We start from the raw sequence: 19,901 nt of genomic DNA on the forward strand, positions 1-19,901 counted from the left end.
AAATGCCGGATGATGATTGGAAGTGACGGCTTCAACCATACGTTCAGAGCATGCTGTAGGGCGCAACCGATCCAAGCCATCAAGCACCTTAGAGGCTTCTTGGGTTAGGGTTCACACTCATGCAGTTTTTTGCGAAAAGCCCCGAAACCCCTTGTTTGCGGTCATGCAGATATTCGGGGTAGATCGACAGACCGTCGATATCCAAGTCAGCTCCTGCGTGGCGAGCGAACAACTTGCCGCAATAGGACAGTGCCCGACCGAATGACGCCCGGTCCTTGTTGAACGGTTCGATCTTCAAGCTGTCTATCTCCGGGTATTTCTGCCGGATGCGTATTTGTTTTTCGAACGTGGTGTATTCCTGAAGCGCATCGCGATGCTCGTAATGCGGTGTCAGGATCGCGTGGATGTGTAGGTTCGTCAGGTTGTCCTTATTGAAGTCGAACCGGCAACGGGATTCTTCCGCGTCGATGAATGCGAAACACAAGGGCTGTAGCTTGTGCTTGCTCGGTCTGTGGAAGTTGGGTCCGAGGATGTCTCTACACAGGTCGAAATAGAATTTACGGAATATTTGATTGTGATAGACTCCGCGGCGGTAGTCTATATGGTTGTATTCGTTTATATTCCAGTAGCCGATTGATTGATTGAAGGTCATATGAATCAAGAATGAATCCCTCTCGACCACATCATAATTTATCCAACCAAAATGAGTCTTATGATGTGATTCAAACATTTGACTCAACCCGTCATAATTCGTCTTAATCTCGCTTCTGTTCATTTGTCTAAACTCCATTTAATATCTCATTCGGTAATAGTGTACTCCCGCCGCCGATCTAAGATCGGCACGTGGAAGCCTCGTATTCGGGTTTCATCACAAAGCAGCCGAAGATCAACGTCGGCTGAAACAACCCTTGTTAGTCACAATCGCGATGCCGGAATTTCGGCTTGAAACGAACTTGACCTCTCTATTTAGGTTACAAGAATCTCCACATTGTCAGTCACAGCAATTTTTTTGCTCCGAATAGATCAATTTTGCCCAAAAGCCGGAGAAGAGTATGGTATTTTATCATCAATGAATGTACGTATTAATTTGAAGGTCATCACATAGCGATTCTAGAACCGCTCATTCTTGAAAGATATTTGCCATGACCGAAGAAACCAACAAACAAGACACAATGATGGATCAGGTCGCCGACATCGTCAGCGCCTTTGTTTCCAACAATCCCGTTCCCGCGTCCGAACTGCCGAACTTGATTGCTTCCGTGCATGAATCGCTTGCCAAGCTGCACGGACAGGAAGTCGAGAAAGAACCCGAATACACACCGGTCGTTTCGGTTCGCGCCAGTGTCAAACCGGATCATCTGGTCTGCCTTGAATGCGGGGCGAAGCAGAAGACCTTGAAGCGCCACCTGATGGCTGCCCATGGCCTGACGCCAGAGGAATACCGTGCCCGCTACAACCTCAAGCCCGATTACCCGGTGACCGCGCCAGACTATTCCGCGAAACGGACGAAGCTGGCCAAGAAGCTGGGACTGGGAAGGAAGGGGAGATAGCAAAATGCTGAGAGACAAGGTTGTGATTGCTGCCACCTCGATGGGCGGGCGGACGTAACCATCACTCATCACCTTCGAAGGCTAAGCTAATGTCGAACAGCTCGAGTGACCGTGGAATCGGTCGTCAAGCGCAATGCTGTTTTCCAAAGAGGTGTCTTGATGAATGTGCGGGTTGCCAGAAAGCCTCGACCGCTGCGATGCTCGCTCAACAAACCCGCCCAGCACAATGGCCGCAGAACGTGCGAATATAGAATTGACCTGACGGTCATAATGCGCATCGCATCCCCGGACTCTTTGCCGTAGAGCAGTTGAGCGAATTCTTCGGCCGACAAACCGTCTTCAGCTTCAACATTCAGCACGTTCAGGAAAATGTCCCAGTTGCCAAGTGGTTCGTCGTTGAACCGCGCATAGGAAGAATGGTTGACCTCGAACAGAAAGAACGGCGTCAATATCCCGAATATCTTGCCCGGTTTGCCGACCAGCTCTTCTCCAGCCCTGGTCAATCGGAACGCCCCGCGATAGTGGCGACCGATGCGCAGATGGATCAGAAGGTCGTGCAGTACGAGCAGCGGCAGGAAGTCGGCTTCGTTCAGCACCTTGTTGAGTTTGAAAAGGTCGTCTGCCGTATGCTGTGGCCATTCGAACTCGGCTGCCGCCCAATGCACGAAATTGCGCTTGAACGCCATTGAAGGCGTCAGCCCGATTGAATCGTGCTCAGCGATATAAGCAAACGTCTTCTCGGTCGCACGCACTAAGGGCGAATGCGCCAAGGCCGGATCGACATCGTTGATTGGCCGGAATTCGATCATGCCGAGGATTCCGAAGAATTATCGACAAGAAATGTGCTCGCAATGAATGGCTGTAAGTTAGACTTATCTATTAATCGTCGAATTTTTAACCTGCGCTTCATCATCTACATTTAAACCATGGGGTAAGTCTGGAAGCGATATTACACTCAACTGGCCCAGCAACGAAACTTTGCCCGCGGGGTCGATAAACACACCTGACATGAGATCGGTAGGATCGTTGTCATTTACGATTACATGTCTTGAAACGCCGTCGGCTAATATAACTGAAAAGGTATTATTGTAGTAGCCTTTTTCTAAATTAGTCGCGTGCATATAATTCAATATTCTTTCAGCTTCTTCTTTTTCTATATGAGCTTCTTGAAACTTTTTATTAGCCTTCTGCAATTTAGGACGGCTGCCGTCAGGCGCTAGTCTTAAGGACTTTATAATTGAACGGAGCCGGCTGGCCACAATCGACCTCTTGTCGAATGCGCTTGGTGATTCAATATCTTGAAGATCGCCGATCAATCCGATCAGTTCCTGAGTGTCTATTTGGGTGATTTTGGACATTTCGCTCAGTTTGTCGGTTACATCCCTTAGTTCATTGTGGAGTTTTTTTAGTTCCGCCTCGCATTCCGCCAGTTTCCCGCGCACATATTCGGTATTCGAATCAGGATCGCTAAGAATTTCAAATACCTTGTCGCGAAGTGACTCTTTTTGCCGAATCATCTCTTCTAATGCCGCGATTCGCTGCTCAGCTTTGGTCCTTTCCGATTGTGATTCCGCTGCCTTCAATGCACCGGCGAGGTCAATTTCGCGGACAAAGTATAGAAAGGATTTTTCAAAATCGGAGTAATCCCAACCGGAAGCATCGCAGGACATATTGCGCACTGCGTCGGTGCACCTCAAATACTGCCGGCCCTTTGGTGGCGAACCTTTATGCACGAAGCGCATCGGCGCACCGCAGTACTCACACTTCGCGATCTTGGTGAACAGATTCCTATACTCGGGTCCCTTTCTTCCCGCTCCCGCGACGCGACGTGTTCTCCTCGCAGATTGGATTCGAAGAAACTGATCCTCCTCGATTATTGCAGGAAAGTAGTCGGAAACGGGATCACCACAAGGGACACGTTTTCCATCATCGTTGCGCCGGTGGGGCTGAAATTCGCCGAGTACGGCGCGGTTTTTCAGAATTTTTGAAATGTAAGACTCATGCCAACCGTTCGACTTTGAGAACGTGGGCACAGAAGCTTCATTAAGCTTCTTGGCTATCGTGTACGAACCAAGCCCTTGTTCGGCATAGGTGAAAATCTGCCGCACGACACCAACACGTTTATCAAGAAGGCGGAACTCGCTACGGTCCGCCGACAACTCCAACCAAGCTGGGCAGACTTTGGTTAGCTTCTTGCTTTCGATTGATTTCCGCTTGTTCTCCCACGCCGCACCCACCCGCATGCTCTTCGTATTGGACTCTTCGTATGCGCGGCTAAGGACCATTATCGAGTACATCATCTCGCTGAGGTCCGTTTCATCCGCTAAGTACCGTCTGTTGTCCGCGAGCGTGACGATGTTGATGCCGCTGCGGACAATATCAAGAAAGCGTGGCACGGAATCGATTATCTTTTGCCTACTTAGCCGATCTAGCGATTCAACGAGAAGGTATGACCCCTTCGGGACTTCGCCGGACTCCACAGCTTTCAAAAACCGTCCGAGAGAACCAGACGAGACGTTCTTCCCGTCATACGCCGAGATTCCTATGTCTTCGAGCTTGAAGTCTTCTACGAGTTTAAGACCGTGCTCATCAGCATACCGAAGGGAGGCTTCCTTTTGCCGGCGCAGACTGTCGCCCTTTAGCTGAATGTCCGTTGACATCCGGATATAGGAATAGGCTTTCGGCTTGTCGATTTCGTTCATTTAACAGACATAAGAACGATGCGAATTCAGTGCAATAGTAAGAAATTAATCCACCACAATATCTGCATGTTCACCTTGCCCGGTGCGACCATGACCTGAACATCGACCGGCACCGCCTCGATGCCCTGAAAGGAAACCGTCGAAACCCGAGATACCATCTGCCCGTCCCCGCCTGAGTTCTTCCATTAAGACTCATAAGGCGATATTATACTTGACAAACCCAACCCTTGAGACCATATTGGATTCAAGGAGATACGGAAATGTCGGTACTTGCGAAAAAATGGTTCTATGACGAGGCAGCGGCCTTCGATCACGTTGAGTCCCTTTTGTGGCCGGAAGGCCCGGTTTGCCCCAAGTGCGGGAACTGCGACAAGCACTACAAGCTGACTGGCGTCCGTACTAAGCCGTCTAAGAAAAACCCGGAAGGCGTTGAACGTCACGGCCTCTACAAGTGCGCAGAGTGCCGCGCACAGTTCACGGTTCGCATCGGTACGATCTTCGAGGAATCGAAGCTCCCGCTGCATATCTGGTTGCAGGCCATTCACCTGATCGCCTCCAGCAAGAAGGGTATTAGCTCCAACCAGCTTGCCCGCGTTCTGGAAATCACGGTCAAGTCGGCTTGGTTCCTGTCTCACCGTATCCGCGAAGCCATGCGCGTTGATCATTCGACCCCCATGGGCGGCAACGGCAAGACAGTCGAGGTTGACGAAACTTACTTTGGTCGCCTCAAGGACGTTCCGAAGCAGAAGGGCGGCACAGCCCACAAGATGCCGATTCTGACGCTTGTTGAGCGCGGTGGTGAGGCTCGTTCTTTCCAGATCGACGGTGCCAGCATCGCGCAGATTCGGCCTATCGTCCGTGCGAACATTGACCGCGAGACAAAGCTGATGACTGACGAATGGCCGGTCTACCCGCGCGTTGCTGCCGAGTATGCAAGCCATGACGTCGTTCGCCACAAAGACAAGGAATGGGGTCGCGGCGACGCCCACACGAACACGATTGAAGGCTTCTTTTCGATCTTCAAGCGCGGCATGAAAGGCGTCTACCAGCATTGTGCAGAGCATCACCTACACCGCTATCTGGCGGAATTCGATTTCCGTTATTCGAACCGCATCAAGCTTGGCGTTGACGACAACGAACGCGCCGAACGTATTCTGACTGGTGTCAAAGGCCGCCGCCTGACTTATAGGTCATCTTATTGAATCGAAAAAGAAATCTAGACGGAAATCGATTCAATTGAGGCTGCCATTTCTTTAGGTGTTTACCTTTTTGAGAAAGGTTAGGTGCATGCTAGGATCGAGTATTCAGGATGGTTAGCCATATGCATGGGTGATGATCGGGAGAAGCTGACGCTAACCCTTCACGGGTTGCCCGCTTTCAACAAGGACGTTGATGGCGAGGCTTTCGCGCGGAAATTTTTCAAGTTTATGCAGGCGCTGGCGGAAGCCGACAAGCAAGCAAATGGCGAGCGTCGCTCCAAATATCTGATTGATGCCTTGGAAAAGAACACGGCGACAGCGCGTGTAAGGGAAATGCCATCCAGTTCCGCAGAACACCATTCCGGGGTGAGGTATTTTCGGGACGGAGTTTCCAGCATCTATTATGACCGGCCCGCCGCTCGGCGACTCTCTCTCCCGTTTGTGAACTACGTTCGTGAGCTTTCCTCCGATGTCGGGAACACTTTCGCGTTTGGAGAAATCAAATCTGACAATCAGAACACTGTCCGAATTGATGAAGGGCTGAGAAAGAACGCAGACAAGGTCGCAGCCGATATTCGGCGCATATCTTTGGGCGTTGTCCAACCGTTTGCGGGCGAGGCGCGGGCGTCTTTTGACGGGACTATTCTCGCATTGGACAGCCGAAAAGACAAAGACTTGGCGGTTATCCGCCTGACCGCTGGCGGTAGAGAGATTGAATGCAAAGTCGATCAAATCTCTGACGATGATATGGTGAGGTTCTACAAGAAGCGGTGCACGATCTTTGGTGTTGGTCATTATAGTGGAAATGACCGGCTGCCAGACTGGATACAGGTTGCTAAAATCGAATTGGTAGAGCCCAGTGGAAGTTGGGGCACTTGGAAGGCAGCTTTCCCTGAATTGAAATTGGATGAGTGGCACTAGATTTGGATCTTCCCCAAAACGTCTATTGGGATACATGCGTATTCATCGCTCATCTATCGGGCGATGCGGTAGCCTACGGTGACTATCTCGCAGATATTGACCAGTTTCTCCGGGAAGCCGAGAACGGCAAATTGTCCATTCATTGTTCAACAATAACCATCGCAGAAATCACCAGAGCCAATCTCGGCACAGGACTGGAATATTCTGATTTCGAAAAAATGTGGGGCAACGGCGTTGTGCCGATTTCGCCAGACGTAAATACTATGCGTGTGGCTTCTGAGCTGAGAAGCCTTGTCTATACAAAGACAGGAGGAAAGCGGAAGCTGTCCACCCCTGACGCTATCCATCTGGCATCGGCCTTGGAGCTTCAGGAAACGTACGGCGTTCCTCTTGATATGTTCCATACCTTCGATAGGGGGAACTCGCGTGACCACGACGGGAAGGGAGTGCCAATCATCGGGTTTGAAACATGGTGTGAGGCATGCCTGGATGACCCATTGGCGAAAAAGATAATTGCGCTGAACCGTTCTGAGCCAGCGCACCCAAACAAAGAGCTTGCGGTATGACTGACGGAAAGAAGACCCAAGCAGACAAGTTCCGCGAAGCCGCTCGCGAAGTCGAAACAGACGACGACGAAAAGCGCTTTGACGAGAAACTTAGGCGGATAACGAAAGCGCCTGAGAAGAAACCGGAGAAGGACGATGGCTGACGACCTTCAGACCTTTCGCGAGGTAACGCAAAGCCTAAGGGGCGTCCGCGTTGAGCTTCGCCTCTACGTGGCAGGCTTCGCGATTGCTCTGGGCGTTCTCGGGTGGGCGATGAATAAAGGCTTCGACAAGCTGGACGCGCTGGAGGCGTCAAACGCTCGCATCGAAGGCATGATGTCCACGCTGGTCACGGATGCGAAGCAGATCAAAGAGAACACCGCTCTCGCCAGCGCCGACCCGCTTAAGCCTGCGGCTGATAGCTTTGACGGCTACGTGGGTGTTCAAACTGAACGGCTTCAGGCCGATGCCGTGCCTGCCCTAATGGAGGGCAAAATAAAGGACGGGTGGGTCTTTCTCCCAGCCGAATAAGCCGAACATCAAGCAAATCTGAGGTCCGCCGTTTGAGCGGGCTTTTTCTATGGAGAAGTCGTGGCGTAGAGACCCGCCTAATTCCATTGTTGCCAAGTGCCGTCCTGATTGCACTGCAGGATCACTGGCGGCTGCGTGTCGGTGCTTTGCATCGCGCCAACACTAAAAAACTTACCGTCGCTGAAGCAGCCAGCCGCCCAAGTGTCAGTATTTTGCCAGCTAGATTCAGGAGTGCATACCATGATGGAATTGCCAGCCCGCACAGTTACTCCGGGGGAGAAGCTGGCGCTTCCCATCCAGCAGCGTTCCTCCGCCGCAGCGCCAAGAGAAAACAGCGCCATGACAATCGCAAGAGCTACCCGCATCGCAACCTCCTATGGTTGCTGAACCATACCAAACTCACGTGGGTTTGTAAAAGATAACATCGCCACTCATAAATAGGAACAAGACAAGAACATATTCGCAACTTGTGCACGCAAAGCGTGTTTCCGGGTTGTATCCGGTTGTGACCGCGGAACAAAAGGTTAAGTGCGCGAGCCTCATCGCTTCGCCCCGACCGCGCCCCGCAGCAGAGCGGAATTCTCCGCGCAATCGGATGATCGGCACATTTACTTAAGGAAGCCGACGGACTCGACCGATCAGAGGTCCTCAACTTTTCCAGGCAAACCAGCCCATTCATTGCTTTGACGCGAATATTTTCACGTTGCTGCAATTATTTTGGGATTTTCTGTCCGTCATGGACAGTCAGTACCGCGAAGTCGCCGGAGCAAACTCGCCCAGCCCGTTTCGAAAATGGGGCCTCTGGGCCGTACTCTTGGGCGCGCTGGCGCTGGCGCTCGTCTTCTTCCAGATCGCCGCGCCGTCCTTCGAACCGAAACCGTCCGTCGGAGCACAGATCGGCGAGATTGCCGGAGAGATCAAGCGGTCGGCCTGGCGCACATTTCTCGGGCTGCCGAAACCGGCGGTCAAGGCGGAATCCGCCCCGTTGACCTACTACCTCTCCTTCGCGACGCCCATCCTCGGCATCGTCGCCATTCTCCTCTCGCTGATCTCCGGCATCCTGCGCGAAAACTGGCGATATGCCGCCTATGGCGTCAGCCTCGGCGCGACCGCGATCGTCTTCCAGTATTTCTGGTGGCTGGCGCTTGTCGTCGCGGCTGTGGTCCTGCTGGTCGCGATCATCGAGAATATCGGCGACATCTTCAGTTTCTGACAAGGGTTGCGGGCGCGCCGTCCGGAAGCCCTAAATCTTCGCCTCAACGGCATCCCAGAACAGCGCGGCAATGTCGGCGCCGCCGAATTTCTTCACCTCGCGCACGCCGGTGGGCGAGGTGACGTTGATCTCGGTCATCAACCCGCCGATCACGTCGATGCCGACCAGGGTAAAGCCCCGATCACGCAGGGACGGGCCGATGCGGTCGCAGATTTCCCGCTCGCGTTCGGTCATCACGGTTTCGACGGCCTTGCCGCCGACATGCATGTTGGAGCGCGCGTCGCTTTCATCCGGGACACGATTGATCGCGCCGACCGGCTCGCCGTCGATCAGAATGATCCGCTTGTCGCCGCCGCGCACGTCGTCGAGATAACGCTGCACGATGAGCGGCTCGCGGGTGAGCTGGGAGAACATCTCCATCAAAGACGTCAGGTTGCGGTCGCCGTCGCGCAGGTGGAAGACACCCGCGCCGCCGTTGCCGTAAATCGGCTTGATGATGATGTCGCCATGGTCCCGGCGGAAGGCGCGAATCTCCTCCATGTCCTTGGTAATCATCGTCTCCGGCATCAGGTCCGGGAACTCCATGACGAAGATCTTCTCGGGCGAATTGCGCACCCAGACCGGATCGTTGACGACCAGCGTCTCGGGGTGAATGCGCTCGAGCAGATGCGTGGTGGTGATGTAGTTCATGTCGAAGGGCGGGTCCTGGCGCAACAGGACGACGTCCATCTCAGAGAGGTCCGTACGCACGGCGGCGCCGAGCGTATAATGATCGCCTTCGACATCGCGCACCGAAAGCGGCTCCAAGCGCGCCGACACGGTTCCGCCGAGCATGGTCAGCCGGTCGGGCGTATAATGAAAGAGTTCATGGCCGCGCTTCTCGGCTTCGAGACACAGCGCGAAAGAGGTGTCACCGGCGATCTGGATGCCGGAGATATGGTCCATCTGGACCGCGACCTTGAGAGGCATGGAACGGTTTCCCTTGAATTCGACCCGTTAAGTGGCGCGCGCGGCGCGGAAAATCAATCAGGGATATATGCCGGGAACGTGAACCGGCCAACGGCGCGGCAGCACCGCGACGAGATCGAAGCGCATCGATAGGCGGGCGTGGTCCGGCTGACGGGAGAGCCACAAATCGGCTGCGGACTCGATACGGTGAAGCGCATTGGGCGTCACGGCATCCATCGCTTCCGTCAAAGTGGGCCGCGCCTTGACCTCGACGATGGCGACAAGATCGCCCCGCCGGGCAATCAGGTCGATCTCGCCGGCCGGCGTACGGTAGCGGCGAGAAAGGATGCGGAAGCCTTTTAGACGCAGGGCAAGCGCGGCGAGAAACTCACCGCGATGGCCGAGACCATAGGCGGCGCGCCGCTTTTGTTTTGCCGGCTCAGTTTTCATCCTTCAAAGCCAGCAGACGCGCATAGAGATCGGATTTCGGCAGGCCCGTCGTTTGCGCGGCCTCACGGGCGGCCTTCGACACGGACATGGACTGCAGCAGGTCGCGCAGCAGCGCATCGGTGCTTTCCGGCGTCCATCGCGTTTCGCCCTCCGGCGCTGGCGCGATGAGGATTACGATCTCGCCCTTGATCGTTTCAGTTTCGAATCTCTCCGTGATTTCCCTGGCCGCTCCCGTCCGGATCGTTTCAAACCGCTTCGTGAGTTCGCGCCCGACGGACACGATACGATCCGGGCCGAAAATTTCCGCTATCGACGCCAATGCGGCCTGCAGGCGGTTCGGCGATTCGAAAGCGATAAGCGTGGACGATTCATGCGCCAGTTCCGAAAGACGGGTACGGCGCGCCGTATCCTTTGCCGGCAAAAAGCCTATGAATCGAAAATCGTCGCTCGGCAATCCGGCGGCGGAGAGCGCGGTCAGCGTCGCGGATGGGCCTGGAATCGGAATAACACGAATGTCGGCGTCGCGGACGGTCCTGACAAGCCGAAAGCCAGGGTCGGAGACGAGCGGCGTTCCCGCATCGGAGACGAGCGCCACGGTCTTTCCCGCTTCCAGCGCCTCGACGAGTTTCGGGCCGGCCACATCGGCATTGTGTTCGTGATAGGCGACGGGTTTCGCCCGGATGCCATAGCGATCGAGCAGGCGGCGCGTTACTCGTGTGTCCTCACAGGCCAGCACATCACAGGCCGCCAGCGTTTCCAGCGCGCGGATCGTGATGTCGCCCAGATTCCCGATCGGTGTGGCGACGACATAAAGACCGGGCTCAAGCGGCGGCGCGGAAATCTCGTGGCCACCGACGATGAATCCGCGCCCGCCACTCATGCCGCCAGTTCCGCGACGAGGGCGTTCAGCACCAAACGCCCGGCCGGCGTGGCGCGCAGACGGCTGTTGGCGACAGGCTCGACCAGTTTCTCGGCCTGCAACATGGCGAGCCGCGCGGGGTCGAAAGCCCGGCCGGAAAGGGATTCATAGCGCGCGACATCGATGCCTTCCGCAAGCCGCAGGCCCATCAGAAGCATCTCGTCACCCTGCGCCTCACTGTTGAGGATTTCCTCCTCGGTCACGCCATGGCCCCGTTGCTCGACGGACGACGCCCATGTCTCGGGATGCCGCTCCGTGATGGTGACGCGCTTGCCGCCGCCCGGCAGCGAGAAGCGGCCATGCGCGCCGGGACCGGTTCCGACATAGTCGCCATAGCGCCAATAAGTCAGGTTATGACGCGATTCCGCGCCAGGCGCGGCATGATTGGAGATCTCGTAAGCCGGCAGGCCGAGATCCGCCGTAACGGCATTGGTTAGGTCGTAGAGATCGGCTGCGCGGTCCTGATCGGGGATGGCGATCCTGCCGGCCTCGAAAAGCGCCTTGAACGGCGTGCCGTCCTCGATGGTGAGCTGGTAGAGGGACAAATGGTCGGCGGCATATCCGACAGCCTCGCGCAGCTCCGTCTCCCAGGCATCAAGCGCCTGGCCCGGACGGGCATAGATCAGATCGAAAGAGAGGCGCGGGAAGGTCGCGCGGGCCATGGCGATCGCCTGCAGCGCTTCCTTCGTATTGTGAAGGCGGCCGAGAAACTTCAGATCGGCATCGTTCAGCGCCTGAACGCCCAGAGACAGACGGTTGACTCCCGCCGATCGATAGCCGGCAAATCTTCCGGCGTCCGCAGAGGACGGGTTCGCCTCCATCGTAATCTCGATACCGGCCGGAAACCCCCATATCCGGTCGGCTGTCTCCAGAAGCGCCGCCACAGTCTCGGGCTGCATCAGCGAGGGCGTGCCGCCGCCGATGAAAACCGAGGTGACGTCGCGCGGGCCGGTCCAGCCGCGCATGGTTTCCATCTCCCGGCGAAACGCCTCGACGTAACGCGCCTGATCGACGGGCTTGTGGCGGACATGGGAGTTGAAGTCGCAATAGGGGCACTTGGCCGCGCAGAAGGGCCAATGGATATAGACGCCGAAACCGGGCGCGCCATCGTCGCCATTCGGCCGGGAGACGGCGGGTCTATTCGACACCGAGGCAGTCATGGGCGAAGGCCTTGAAGGCGCGGGCGCGATGCGACAGGGCGCTCGCGTCGCCGGGCTTCCAGCCATGTTTTTCCTCCGCGGACATCTCGCCGAAGGTAATGTCGTAGCCCTCTGGTTTGAAGGCCGGATCGTAACCGAAGCCGAGCGTGCCGCGCGGCGGCCAGACCAGCGTTCCTTCAACCTCGCCACGGAAATACTCGACATGGCCGTCCGGGAAAGCGAGGCAAAGGACGGATACGAAACGGGCGGTGCGGTCCTTCGGGTCGGATGCGCGCTTTTCCGCCAGCTTCTCCTCGACATTGCGCATCGCCATGGCGAAGTCGCGTGTGCCGTCGGGCATTTCCGCCCAGTCGGCGGTGTAAACCCCCGGCTGGCCCTCGAGCGCATCGACGCAAATGCCGCTGTCGTCGGAGAGCGCCGGAAGACCGGTCGCCTGCATCGCGGCGACGGCCTTGGTCCTGGCATTCTCCTCGAAGGTCGTGCCGTGCTCGGGTGGCTCGGCAAGTCCCAGTTCGCCGGCCGAGGTTACCTCGAAGCCGAACGGACCGATCAGGTCGCGCATCTCCGACAGCTTGCCGGCATTGTGTGTCGCGAGCACGAGCTTGCCGGGTTCGAGTTTGCGCGTCATTCCAGTCCCCAGAGTTTCGGTTCGGCGATTTCCAGGCTGTTGCCGGCCGGATCTCGGAAATAGAGGGAGCGGGCGCCATTCGGCCAGCGGAAATCGGCTTCGATTTCCACGCCCGCAGCCTCCAGATGGCCGCGCCAGGCATCCAGATCCACCGGCGTTGCCTTGAAACAGGCGTGGCCCGGGCCTGTCGCACCATGGGTCGGCACCGGCATGGCCGGATTCCTGGACGGCTGGAGCGTCTGGTCCGGCCGGAACAGGAGAAGCACGCCCGTGCCGCAGGCGAAGAAAACGTGCCGCCCCTCGACCTTGGCGATGCGATCGAGCCCCATCACCTCGCCATAGAAGCGCTCGGCGGCGTCGAGATCGGCCACGTAAAGCGCCGTCTCCAATATGCCGTCCGGGCGCAACATGGCCGGCATCAGGCCCCGACCGCCTGTTTCTGCATTTCGACGAGCTGCTGAATAGCGTTCGACGCCTGGTCGAACAGCGCATTGAACTCGTCGCGCGAGAACGGGACGCCTTCCGCGGTGCCCTGGATTTCGACGACCCCGCCGGAGCCCGTCATGACGAAATTGGCGTCGGTTTCGGCCTCGGAATCCTCGGCGTAATCGAGATCGGTGACCGGAGTTCCCTTGTAGATACCGCAGGAAACGGCCGCGATGTGGTCCTTGAGAACCCGCGTCTTCGACGCCATCTGACGCTTATGCATCCAGTCGAGGCAATCATGCAAAGCGACCCAACCGCCGGTGATCGACGCCGTGCGGGTGCCGCCGTCCGCCTGGATCACGTCGCAGTCGATGGTGATCTGGCGTTCGCCGAGGGCTTCGAGATCGACGATGGCGCGCATCGAGCGGCCGATCAGGCGCTGGATTTCCAGCGTGCGGCCGCCCTGCTTGCCCGCCGACGCCTCGCGGCGCATGCGATCGCCGGTGGAACGCGGCAGCATGCCGTATTCGGCGGTCACCCAGCCACGGCCGGAATTGCGCATCCATGGCGGGACGCGCTCCTCGAGGCTCGCGGTGCAAAGCACATGCGTGTCGCCGAATTTCACCAGGCAGGAGCCCTCGGCATGTTTGGAAACGCCACGCTCGAAGGAAATGGCGCGCATCTGGTCGGGCATGCGCCCGGACGGTCTCGTCATGAATGTACCTCTTGGACTCAAACGTGCGGGCGTTCTAGAGGAACGCCGCGCCCGTGCATAGGGTGCGTCGATCGACGTTTCCCGTGTTTGATCGGGCGAAGGCGCATTATATAGATGATGTGAAACCGGAGCTGTCGCGTAGCACGATGCCAACAAACCTCAATTTCAGTTCCGAGCTCGACGACCGGTCGCAGGAGATCTTCCGGCTGATCGTGGAGAGCTACCTGCAGGAAGGCGAGCCGCTGGGCTCGCGTACCCTGTCGAAAAAGCTGCCCATGTCACTGTCGCCCGCCTCGGTGCGGAATGTGATGAGCGATCTCGAGGCTCTCGGCCTGATCTACTCGCCGCATGTCTCGGCCGGCCGCCTGCCAACCGAACAGGGACTGAGATTCTTCGTCGATGCCTTCATGGACACCGGCGAGGTGAACGACACCGAGCGGTCGCTGATCGAATCGCAGATCAAGCGCGACGGCCAGCACCAGTCGATGGAGAAGCTGCTGACCGACGCCAGCCAGATGCTGTCCGGCATTTCGCGCGGCGCGGGGCTCGTCATGACGACCAAGCGCGAAGGAATCCTCAAGCACATCGAGTTCATCCGGCTCGAGGAAAAGAAGGCGCTCGCCGTTTTGGTGTGGGAATCCGGTGAAGTGGAAAACCGTGTCATAGACCTGCCCGCCGGGACGACCGCCGCGCAGCTCTCGGAAGCGGCCAACTATCTCAATCACCACGGCCGTGACCGCAGCCTGTCGGAAGCGCGGCGGGCGATCGGCCAACGCCAGGAAATCCTGCGTTCCGAAGTCGATGCGGTCAGCGCCGACCTGATCGCCCGCGGCCTCGCCATGTGGTCCGGCAATGGAGACGGGCAGCCGGCACAACTGATCGTGCGCGGCCGCTCCAACCTGATCGAGAACGTCCAGGACAAGGAACAGATCGAGCGGCTGAAGCTCCTGTTCGACGAGCTGGAGCGAAAGGACGAGATCGCGCGCATGCTCGAACTCACGGAATCGGGCTCCGGCGTGAAGATCTTCATCGGGTCGGAGAACAGGCTGTTCTCGCTGTCCGGCTCCTCGCTGGTGGTCGCCCCCTACCGGGACTCGAACCGCCACGTGGTCGGCGCCATCGGCATCATCGGCCCGACGCGTCTCAACTACGCTCGGATCGTGCCGGTGGTGGACTATACCGCGCAGCTGATCGGAAAACTGCTGGAAGACGGCTAGTTATGGCGGCTTGTCGCGCGTGACCGAGACCGGGCGGCAAGGGCTTGCGCATCGCGACCGGCGAATCTCGCGCCTGCCCTTGATTTTTCACGGTCAAACCTCGATATCGCCGACAAAAGAAATCCCCGAACATCATGGAAGACATCCAGATGGCTGACGAGAAAAAGACGGCTGCCGAAGACATGAACACCAATATCAATCCGAACGACCGCGATGCGCTGAAACGCGCCGCCGACGACATCCTCAAGAAGGGTCGCAAGACGAACGCGGCCGAGAAATCGGCATGGGCGAACGACTCCGAAGGAGAGGAAGGCGAGACCTCCAGCGAAGAGGCCGTCAATATCGGAGACGAGATCGCGGCGATCCAGGCCGAGAATACGGATATGAAGGACCGGCTGCTTCGGTTGGCCGCCGACATGGAAAACCTGCGCCGGCGTACGGAGCGCGAAGTGCGCGACGCTAGGACATTCGCGATTTCCAAATTCGCCGCCGACATGCTGGGCGTCGCCGACAATCTGCGCCGTGCCCTCGACCATGTCACCGAGGAACAGCGCGAAGCCGCCGACGAAACGCTGAAGACACTCCTCGAAGGCGTCGAACTGACCGAACGCTCCATGCATTCGACCATGGAACGCCACGGCGTGAGGAAGCTGGAGCCCGAAGGGCAGAAGTTCGATCCGAACTTCCATCAGGCGATGTTCGAAGTGCCCAATCCGGAGGTGCCGAACAACACGGTCGTCCAGGTCGTGCAGGCCGGATACCAGATCGGCGACCGCGTGCTGCGGCCTGCCATGGTCGGCGTCGCCAAGGGCGGTCCGAAGCAGACGGCGGAAGCGGAACCGGGCGCACCGAACCCGGAATCCGAAAAAGACGCCTGAAAACAGAGTCGATTCAGCGGCGTTAACCATGCCGCTTCACGCTTCGAAAAGAAATTTTAACTAATCCGGTAGCCATCGCTTAACCAAAGCCATGGAGCTACCGATGAAAATCAACGTCTTTCTGACGACCGCAGCGGCCCTTGCCTCGCTGAGCGCGGTGGCGAACGCTGCCGACACGACTTACTACGATCCGGCTCCGCAGCCGCAATACTCCGCCCAGACGCAGTACCAGTCGCCGAACTGGCAGGGCGCCTATGCCGGCGTTCAGCTTGGCGGCGGGCAAATCCGGACCGATAACGGCAACGATACGGCGATGGTTGCCGGCGGGCATGCCGGTTATCTGATGCAGCGCGGCCAGTTCGTTGCCGGGCCGGAAGTGGATGTTAACTGGGCCGGTTGGGATGTCGGCGGCATGGAAGTCGATGCGACCGCGCGTGCAAGGGTTCGCGCCGGTGTCGCCATCGACAATCTCCTCGTCACCGGCTCCGTCGGGTACGGCCACATGTGGGCCGACGGCGAGAGCGATGGCGGCCTCTCGGTCGGCGCGGGTGCCGACATGCAGCTTTCCGACCATATCGTCGGCGGCGCGGAGTATCTCCACACGAATATCGGTGGCGGCGCGGACGTGAAGACCCACGAGGTCCGCGGACGTCTCAGCTACAAGTTCAACTGACCGGCCGAACATCGCCGGGGGACGGAAAGGGCCGCGTGAGCGGCCCTTTTTATTTGTCAGCCCTTCAGCAGGCCGGCGTCGATCGCTGCCTGGCGCAGCGAGACCTGGGGGCGCGGTCCGATCTGCTGGATGACCACGGACGCGGCAAGCGAGCCGAGATGGGCGCAATCCTCCAGCGAGCGGTCTTGGGTATAGCCCCACAAAAATCCGGCCGCATAGAGATCGCCGGCGCCGGTCGTATCGACGAGAGTATCGATTTCGAAAGCGGATACGCTTGCGGTTTCGCGGGACGTCATCGCGATCGAGCCCTTCTCCGAACGGGTGACGACGGCGATATCACAATCGGCGCGCATCGCTTCAAGAGCGGTCTCGAAATCGCCGGTCTGATACAGCGCTTTCGCCTCTTCCTCATTGGCGAAGACGATATCGACGGTGCCGGACCGCATCAGGTCCAGGAAATCGTCGCGGTAGCGATCGACGCAGAACGGGTCCGACAAGGTCATCGACATCTTTCGTCCATTGGCATGCGCGATTTCGGCGGCCATGCGAATGGCATCCTTGGCGCGCGGCGGGTCCCACAGATATCCCTCGAAGAAGGTGACCTTCGATCCGGCGACCTTGTCCTCCTCGATGTCCTCCGGGCCGAGTTCGACGCAGGCGCCAAGATAGGTGTTCATAGAACGCTCACCATCCGGCGTGACGAAGATCATCGATCGCGCAGTCGGCGGCGGGCCCGCGAGCGGCTTCGTATCGAAAGCGACACCCTGGGCGCGAATGTCGTGGCGGTAGATGCCGCCCAGATGATCGTCGGCGACCTTGCCGAAGAATGCAGCGGCACCGCCGAGGCTGGCGACGCCCGCCGCGGTGTTACCGGCGGATCCGCCGGACGTTTCCACCGCCGGGCCCATGCGGTCATAGAGCAATTCGGCGCGGTCTGCGTCGATCAGGTTCATCGCGCCCTTGATGATGGTGTTTTCGTGCAGGAAGTCGTCTTCGGCACGGGCGATGATATCGACAATGGCATTGCCGATGCAAAGTACGTCGAACTCGGACATGGATTCCCCAAAATGAAACGTTTCCCGGCGTTTAACGGCTCGTGCCGCGCTTGCAAAGTGCGAGCAGCGAAAAGCCGCATCTTGCATGCCGGCGCATTCGTCGCCATTTGGCCTGCATGATTTTCGATTCCGCCCTCAATGCGCTGCGCTCGCTTCTGCATCCCGGCATGCGCGCGACCTTCTGGAAATCGCTCGGACTGACCGTTCTCGCGCTGATCGGCGCCTGGTTTGCGATTTCATCCGGGTTCACGGAACTGGCGCTGCCGTGGGTTTCCGACTTCTTCCAGCTCGATTTCGAACTGCCGAAATGGACCGGATGGATCTCGTTTTTCGCGCTGATGATGGCCGGGTTCGGACTGGCGGCGGCGCTGGCCTTCCTGATCGGGCCTGTCAGCGCACTGATCGCCGGCATCTTCCTCGATGACGCGGCGCAGGCTCTGGAGGAAACCTATTATCCGGACGACCCGCCGGGCAAGGCGATGCCGATTGGCGAAGGCATATGGCTGGCGATCAAGTTCACCGGCGTCGTCATCCTCGGCAATTTGCTCGCCTTGGTGTTGCTGCTGGTGCCGGGTATCAACCTGATCGCCTTCTTCGTCATCAACGGCTACCTGCTCGGCCGCGAATTCTTCGAGTTCGCTTCGAGACGGTTCGGTCCGGACGACTATGCCCGCCGGCTTCGTGCGAAACACGGGCTGACGATTTTCGGCGCCGGACTGGTGATCGCTGCCTTCATGGCGGTGCCGATCCTCAACATCCTGACACCGCTTTTCGGCGCCGCGCTGATGGTGCATCTGCACAAGGCGATCGCCGTGCGTGATATCAACCGGGCGGCCTCGGCCGCCTGATTCCGCTCAGCCGATCACCTGCGCCGGCAGTTCGACGAGCGGCGCGGGGATGTCGCTGGTCTTTTCCTTCGACTTGCAGATATCGGCGATGACGCAAATCTCGCATTCGGGCTTTCGCGCCTTGCAGGTGTAGCGGCCATGCAGGATCAGCCAATGATGGGCGTGGAAGAGATAGTCCTCGGGGATCACGCGCATCAGGTTTTCCTCCACCTCGTCGGGGTTCTTGCCCGGCGCGAGACCGATGCGGTTGGCGATGCGGAAGATGTGGGTGTCGACGGCCATGGTCGGAATGCCGAAAGCCATCGACATGACCACATTGGCGGTCTTGCGGCCGACGCCCGGCAGGGTGACCAGTTCCTCTCGGGTGCGCGGGACCTCGCCGCCGAACTCGTCGACCAGCTTTCGCGACAGGGCAATCACGTTCTTCGCCTTGTTGCGCCAAAGCCCGATGGTACGGATATGCTCTCCGACCTTCTCCTCGCCGAGCGCCAGCATCTTTTCCGGCGTGTCGGCGACCGCGAAGAGCGCCTTCGTCGCCTTGTTGACGCCCGCATCGGTCGCCTGCGCGGACAACGCGACAGCGACGACCAGCGTGAACGGATTGACGTGCGCGAGTTCACCCTTCGGTTCGGGCCGCTGGACCGAAAACCGCCAGAAAATCTCGCGCACCTCGTCCTTCGAATATTTCGAGCGCGGAAGGCTTTTCCTGCGCCGCTTCGGCCCCGCCACCGGGGCTGCGGCATTTTTGGACTTTGGTTTTTGCATACCTCCCCTATAAATATCAGTCATGGCAGAGACAACGCATGAAGACGGGGCACCGGAAGACCACGCGGAGAAGACGCTCTTCTCGGCGCTATTGACGCCGCATCGCTCGCTGTCGCGCAATGGTTTCACCGTCCTGATGATCCTCGCGGGCGCCGTGTTGCTCGTGCAGGGTTTCTTCTTCTTCGTTGCCGGCGCATGGCCGATCGCGACATTCTGCGGCCTCGATCTTCTGGCGCTTTATGTCGCCTTCAAGCTGAATTACCGGGCGGGGCGGGCGCGCGAGGAAGTTCAGGTGTCGCGCCGCGAACTCCTGATCCGCAAGATCACGCCGGCAGGCCGGGCCACCGACCACCGTTACAATCCGTTCTGGGCGCGGTTCCTCGTCGACCGGCATGACGAGATCGGCATCACATCGATGAAGGTTAGCGGCGAGGGCCGTACCACGCCGGTCGGGGCCTTCCTCAATCCCGACGACCGGGAGAGCTTCGCCGACGCCTTCTCGAACGCGCTGGCGATGGCGCGGCGTTAGCGCAGCACGATTGGAAAGGTAAGCGTAAT

General features: G+C 58.3%; 25 protein-coding genes and 1 pseudogene. 12 read left to right on the forward strand and 14 right to left on the reverse strand.

Features of this window, described 5'->3' with window-relative positions:
* Positions 1-88: 88 nt before the first annotated feature.
* Positions 89-775: a hypothetical protein gene (locus ACQK2M_RS02605; RefSeq protein ID WP_425416505.1), complete on the reverse strand. Its 687-nt coding sequence runs from the start codon at positions 773-775 to the stop codon at positions 89-91.
* A gap of 367 nt (positions 776-1,142) precedes the next feature.
* Here ACQK2M_RS02605 and ACQK2M_RS02610 point away from each other — a divergent pair, with 367 nt between their 5' ends.
* A complete protein-coding gene (locus ACQK2M_RS02610; protein ID WP_425416506.1) occupies positions 1,143-1,550 on the forward strand; it encodes a MucR family transcriptional regulator in 408 nt (135 codons plus the stop codon).
* 86 nt (positions 1,551-1,636) lie between these two features.
* On the opposite strand, the gene ACQK2M_RS02615 is transcribed toward ACQK2M_RS02610, so the two are convergent.
* The 3 genes and pseudogenes from ACQK2M_RS02615 to ACQK2M_RS02625 form a co-directional block, all read right to left on the reverse strand.
* Positions 1,637-2,359 (reverse strand): hypothetical protein, encoded by a 723-nt coding sequence (locus ACQK2M_RS02615; RefSeq protein WP_425416507.1) that lies wholly within the window; start codon positions 2,357-2,359, stop codon positions 1,637-1,639.
* 63 nt (positions 2,360-2,422) lie between these two features.
* Positions 2,423-4,252: a recombinase family protein gene (locus ACQK2M_RS02620; protein WP_425416508.1), complete on the reverse strand. Its 1,830-nt coding sequence runs from the start codon at positions 4,250-4,252 to the stop codon at positions 2,423-2,425.
* 56 nt (positions 4,253-4,308) lie between these two features.
* A pseudogene (locus tag ACQK2M_RS02625) lies at positions 4,309-4,410 on the reverse strand (ATP-binding protein); the annotation flags it as partial.
* Positions 4,411-4,512: 102 nt separating this feature from the next.
* Between ACQK2M_RS02625 and ACQK2M_RS02630 the strand changes: the two are divergent.
* The 5 genes from ACQK2M_RS02630 to ACQK2M_RS02650 all read left to right on the forward strand — a co-directional run bounded on the left by ACQK2M_RS02630 (position 4,513) and on the right by ACQK2M_RS02650 (position 7,448).
* The gene (locus tag ACQK2M_RS02630; RefSeq protein WP_425416509.1) at positions 4,513-5,454 is read left to right on the forward strand and encodes an IS1595 family transposase; all 942 of its coding nucleotides are present in this window, start codon (positions 4,513-4,515) and stop codon (positions 5,452-5,454) included.
* A gap of 123 nt (positions 5,455-5,577) precedes the next feature.
* Complete coding sequence (locus tag ACQK2M_RS02635; protein ID WP_425416510.1) at positions 5,578-6,372, forward strand: hypothetical protein; 795 nt, start codon at positions 5,578-5,580, stop codon at positions 6,370-6,372.
* A complete protein-coding gene (locus tag ACQK2M_RS02640) occupies positions 6,363-6,938 on the forward strand; it encodes a type II toxin-antitoxin system VapC family toxin (RefSeq protein ID WP_425416511.1) in 576 nt (191 codons plus the stop codon). Before ACQK2M_RS02635 ends, ACQK2M_RS02640 begins: the two co-directional genes overlap by 10 nt.
* The gene (locus ACQK2M_RS02645; protein ID WP_425416512.1) at positions 6,935-7,081 is read left to right on the forward strand and encodes a hypothetical protein; all 147 of its coding nucleotides are present in this window, start codon (positions 6,935-6,937) and stop codon (positions 7,079-7,081) included. Before ACQK2M_RS02640 ends, ACQK2M_RS02645 begins: the two co-directional genes overlap by 4 nt.
* The gene (locus tag ACQK2M_RS02650) at positions 7,074-7,448 is read left to right on the forward strand and encodes a hypothetical protein (protein ID WP_425416513.1); all 375 of its coding nucleotides are present in this window, start codon (positions 7,074-7,076) and stop codon (positions 7,446-7,448) included. The genes ACQK2M_RS02645 and ACQK2M_RS02650 overlap by 8 nt, the downstream gene beginning before the upstream one ends.
* Before the next feature lie 77 nt (positions 7,449-7,525).
* Here ACQK2M_RS02650 and ACQK2M_RS02655 read toward each other — a convergent pair whose 3' ends face one another.
* On the reverse strand, positions 7,526-7,813 hold the full coding sequence (locus tag ACQK2M_RS02655; protein ID WP_425416514.1) for a hypothetical protein: 288 nt from the start codon (positions 7,811-7,813) through the stop codon (positions 7,526-7,528).
* A gap of 371 nt (positions 7,814-8,184) precedes the next feature.
* On the opposite strand from ACQK2M_RS02655, the gene ACQK2M_RS02660 reads away from it, so the two are divergent.
* Positions 8,185-8,661: a hypothetical protein gene (locus ACQK2M_RS02660; protein WP_425416515.1), complete on the forward strand. Its 477-nt coding sequence runs from the start codon at positions 8,185-8,187 to the stop codon at positions 8,659-8,661.
* 30 nt (positions 8,662-8,691) lie between these two features.
* Here ACQK2M_RS02660 and gshB read toward each other — a convergent pair whose 3' ends face one another.
* Genes gshB through rph form a run of 7 tightly spaced genes read right to left on the reverse strand, consistent with a single transcriptional unit; the run spans position 8,692 to position 13,907 of the window.
* Complete coding sequence (gshB, locus tag ACQK2M_RS02665; protein ID WP_425416516.1) at positions 8,692-9,630, reverse strand: glutathione synthase; 939 nt, start codon at positions 9,628-9,630, stop codon at positions 8,692-8,694.
* A gap of 57 nt (positions 9,631-9,687) precedes the next feature.
* Positions 9,688-10,059, reverse strand: a complete 372-nt coding sequence (locus tag ACQK2M_RS02670; RefSeq protein WP_425416517.1) for a YraN family protein — start codon at positions 10,057-10,059, stop codon at positions 9,688-9,690.
* Positions 10,049-10,939, reverse strand: coding sequence for a 16S rRNA (cytidine(1402)-2'-O)-methyltransferase (gene rsmI, locus ACQK2M_RS02675; protein ID WP_425416518.1), 891 nt, complete (start codon positions 10,937-10,939; stop codon positions 10,049-10,051). Before rsmI ends, ACQK2M_RS02670 begins: the two co-directional genes overlap by 11 nt.
* Positions 10,936-12,138, reverse strand: a complete 1,203-nt coding sequence (gene hemW, locus ACQK2M_RS02680) for a radical SAM family heme chaperone HemW (protein ID WP_425416519.1) — start codon at positions 12,136-12,138, stop codon at positions 10,936-10,938. The genes rsmI and hemW overlap by 4 nt, the downstream gene beginning before the upstream one ends.
* Positions 12,116-12,766: an RdgB/HAM1 family non-canonical purine NTP pyrophosphatase gene (gene rdgB / locus ACQK2M_RS02685; protein ID WP_425416520.1), complete on the reverse strand. Its 651-nt coding sequence runs from the start codon at positions 12,764-12,766 to the stop codon at positions 12,116-12,118. The genes hemW and rdgB overlap by 23 nt, the downstream gene beginning before the upstream one ends.
* The gene (locus tag ACQK2M_RS02690) at positions 12,763-13,176 is read right to left on the reverse strand and encodes a VOC family protein (protein WP_425419971.1); all 414 of its coding nucleotides are present in this window, start codon (positions 13,174-13,176) and stop codon (positions 12,763-12,765) included. The genes rdgB and ACQK2M_RS02690 overlap by 4 nt, the downstream gene beginning before the upstream one ends.
* A gap of 8 nt (positions 13,177-13,184) precedes the next feature.
* The gene (gene rph, locus ACQK2M_RS02695; protein ID WP_223477691.1) at positions 13,185-13,907 is read right to left on the reverse strand and encodes a ribonuclease PH; all 723 of its coding nucleotides are present in this window, start codon (positions 13,905-13,907) and stop codon (positions 13,185-13,187) included.
* Between the two features lie 146 nt (positions 13,908-14,053).
* Between rph and hrcA the strand changes: the two genes are divergently transcribed.
* The 3 genes from hrcA to ACQK2M_RS02710 all read left to right on the forward strand — a co-directional run bounded on the left by hrcA (position 14,054) and on the right by ACQK2M_RS02710 (position 16,675).
* The gene (hrcA, locus tag ACQK2M_RS02700; protein ID WP_223477690.1) at positions 14,054-15,124 is read left to right on the forward strand and encodes a heat-inducible transcriptional repressor HrcA; all 1,071 of its coding nucleotides are present in this window, start codon (positions 14,054-14,056) and stop codon (positions 15,122-15,124) included.
* Positions 15,125-15,273: 149 nt separating this feature from the next.
* On the forward strand, positions 15,274-16,002 hold the full coding sequence (gene grpE / locus ACQK2M_RS02705; protein ID WP_425416521.1) for a nucleotide exchange factor GrpE: 729 nt from the start codon (positions 15,274-15,276) through the stop codon (positions 16,000-16,002).
* Between the two features lie 103 nt (positions 16,003-16,105).
* Positions 16,106-16,675 (forward strand): outer membrane protein, encoded by a 570-nt coding sequence (locus ACQK2M_RS02710; protein WP_425416522.1) that lies wholly within the window; start codon positions 16,106-16,108, stop codon positions 16,673-16,675.
* A gap of 56 nt (positions 16,676-16,731) precedes the next feature.
* Here ACQK2M_RS02710 and ACQK2M_RS02715 read toward each other — a convergent pair whose 3' ends face one another.
* Positions 16,732-17,730 carry an adenosine kinase gene (locus ACQK2M_RS02715; protein ID WP_425416523.1) on the reverse strand — a complete coding sequence of 333 codons (999 nt, stop codon included), beginning with the start codon at positions 17,728-17,730 and terminating at the stop codon, positions 16,732-16,734.
* A gap of 116 nt (positions 17,731-17,846) precedes the next feature.
* Here ACQK2M_RS02715 and ACQK2M_RS02720 point away from each other — a divergent pair, with 116 nt between their 5' ends.
* The gene (locus tag ACQK2M_RS02720) at positions 17,847-18,578 is read left to right on the forward strand and encodes a sulfate transporter family protein (protein WP_425416524.1); all 732 of its coding nucleotides are present in this window, start codon (positions 17,847-17,849) and stop codon (positions 18,576-18,578) included.
* 6 nt (positions 18,579-18,584) lie between these two features.
* On the opposite strand, the gene nth is transcribed toward ACQK2M_RS02720, so the two are convergent.
* A complete protein-coding gene (gene nth, locus ACQK2M_RS02725; RefSeq protein ID WP_425416525.1) occupies positions 18,585-19,343 on the reverse strand; it encodes an endonuclease III in 759 nt (252 codons plus the stop codon).
* Positions 19,344-19,365: 22 nt separating this feature from the next.
* Between nth and ACQK2M_RS02730 the strand changes: the two genes are divergently transcribed.
* On the forward strand, positions 19,366-19,872 hold the full coding sequence (locus ACQK2M_RS02730) for a DUF2244 domain-containing protein (protein WP_425416526.1): 507 nt from the start codon (positions 19,366-19,368) through the stop codon (positions 19,870-19,872).
* Positions 19,873-19,901: the final 29 nt, after the last annotated feature.

Origin of the sequence: Oricola indica (assembly GCF_965227485.1) — a bacterium.
GTDB lineage: Bacteria > Pseudomonadota > Alphaproteobacteria > Rhizobiales > Rhizobiaceae > Oricola > Oricola indica.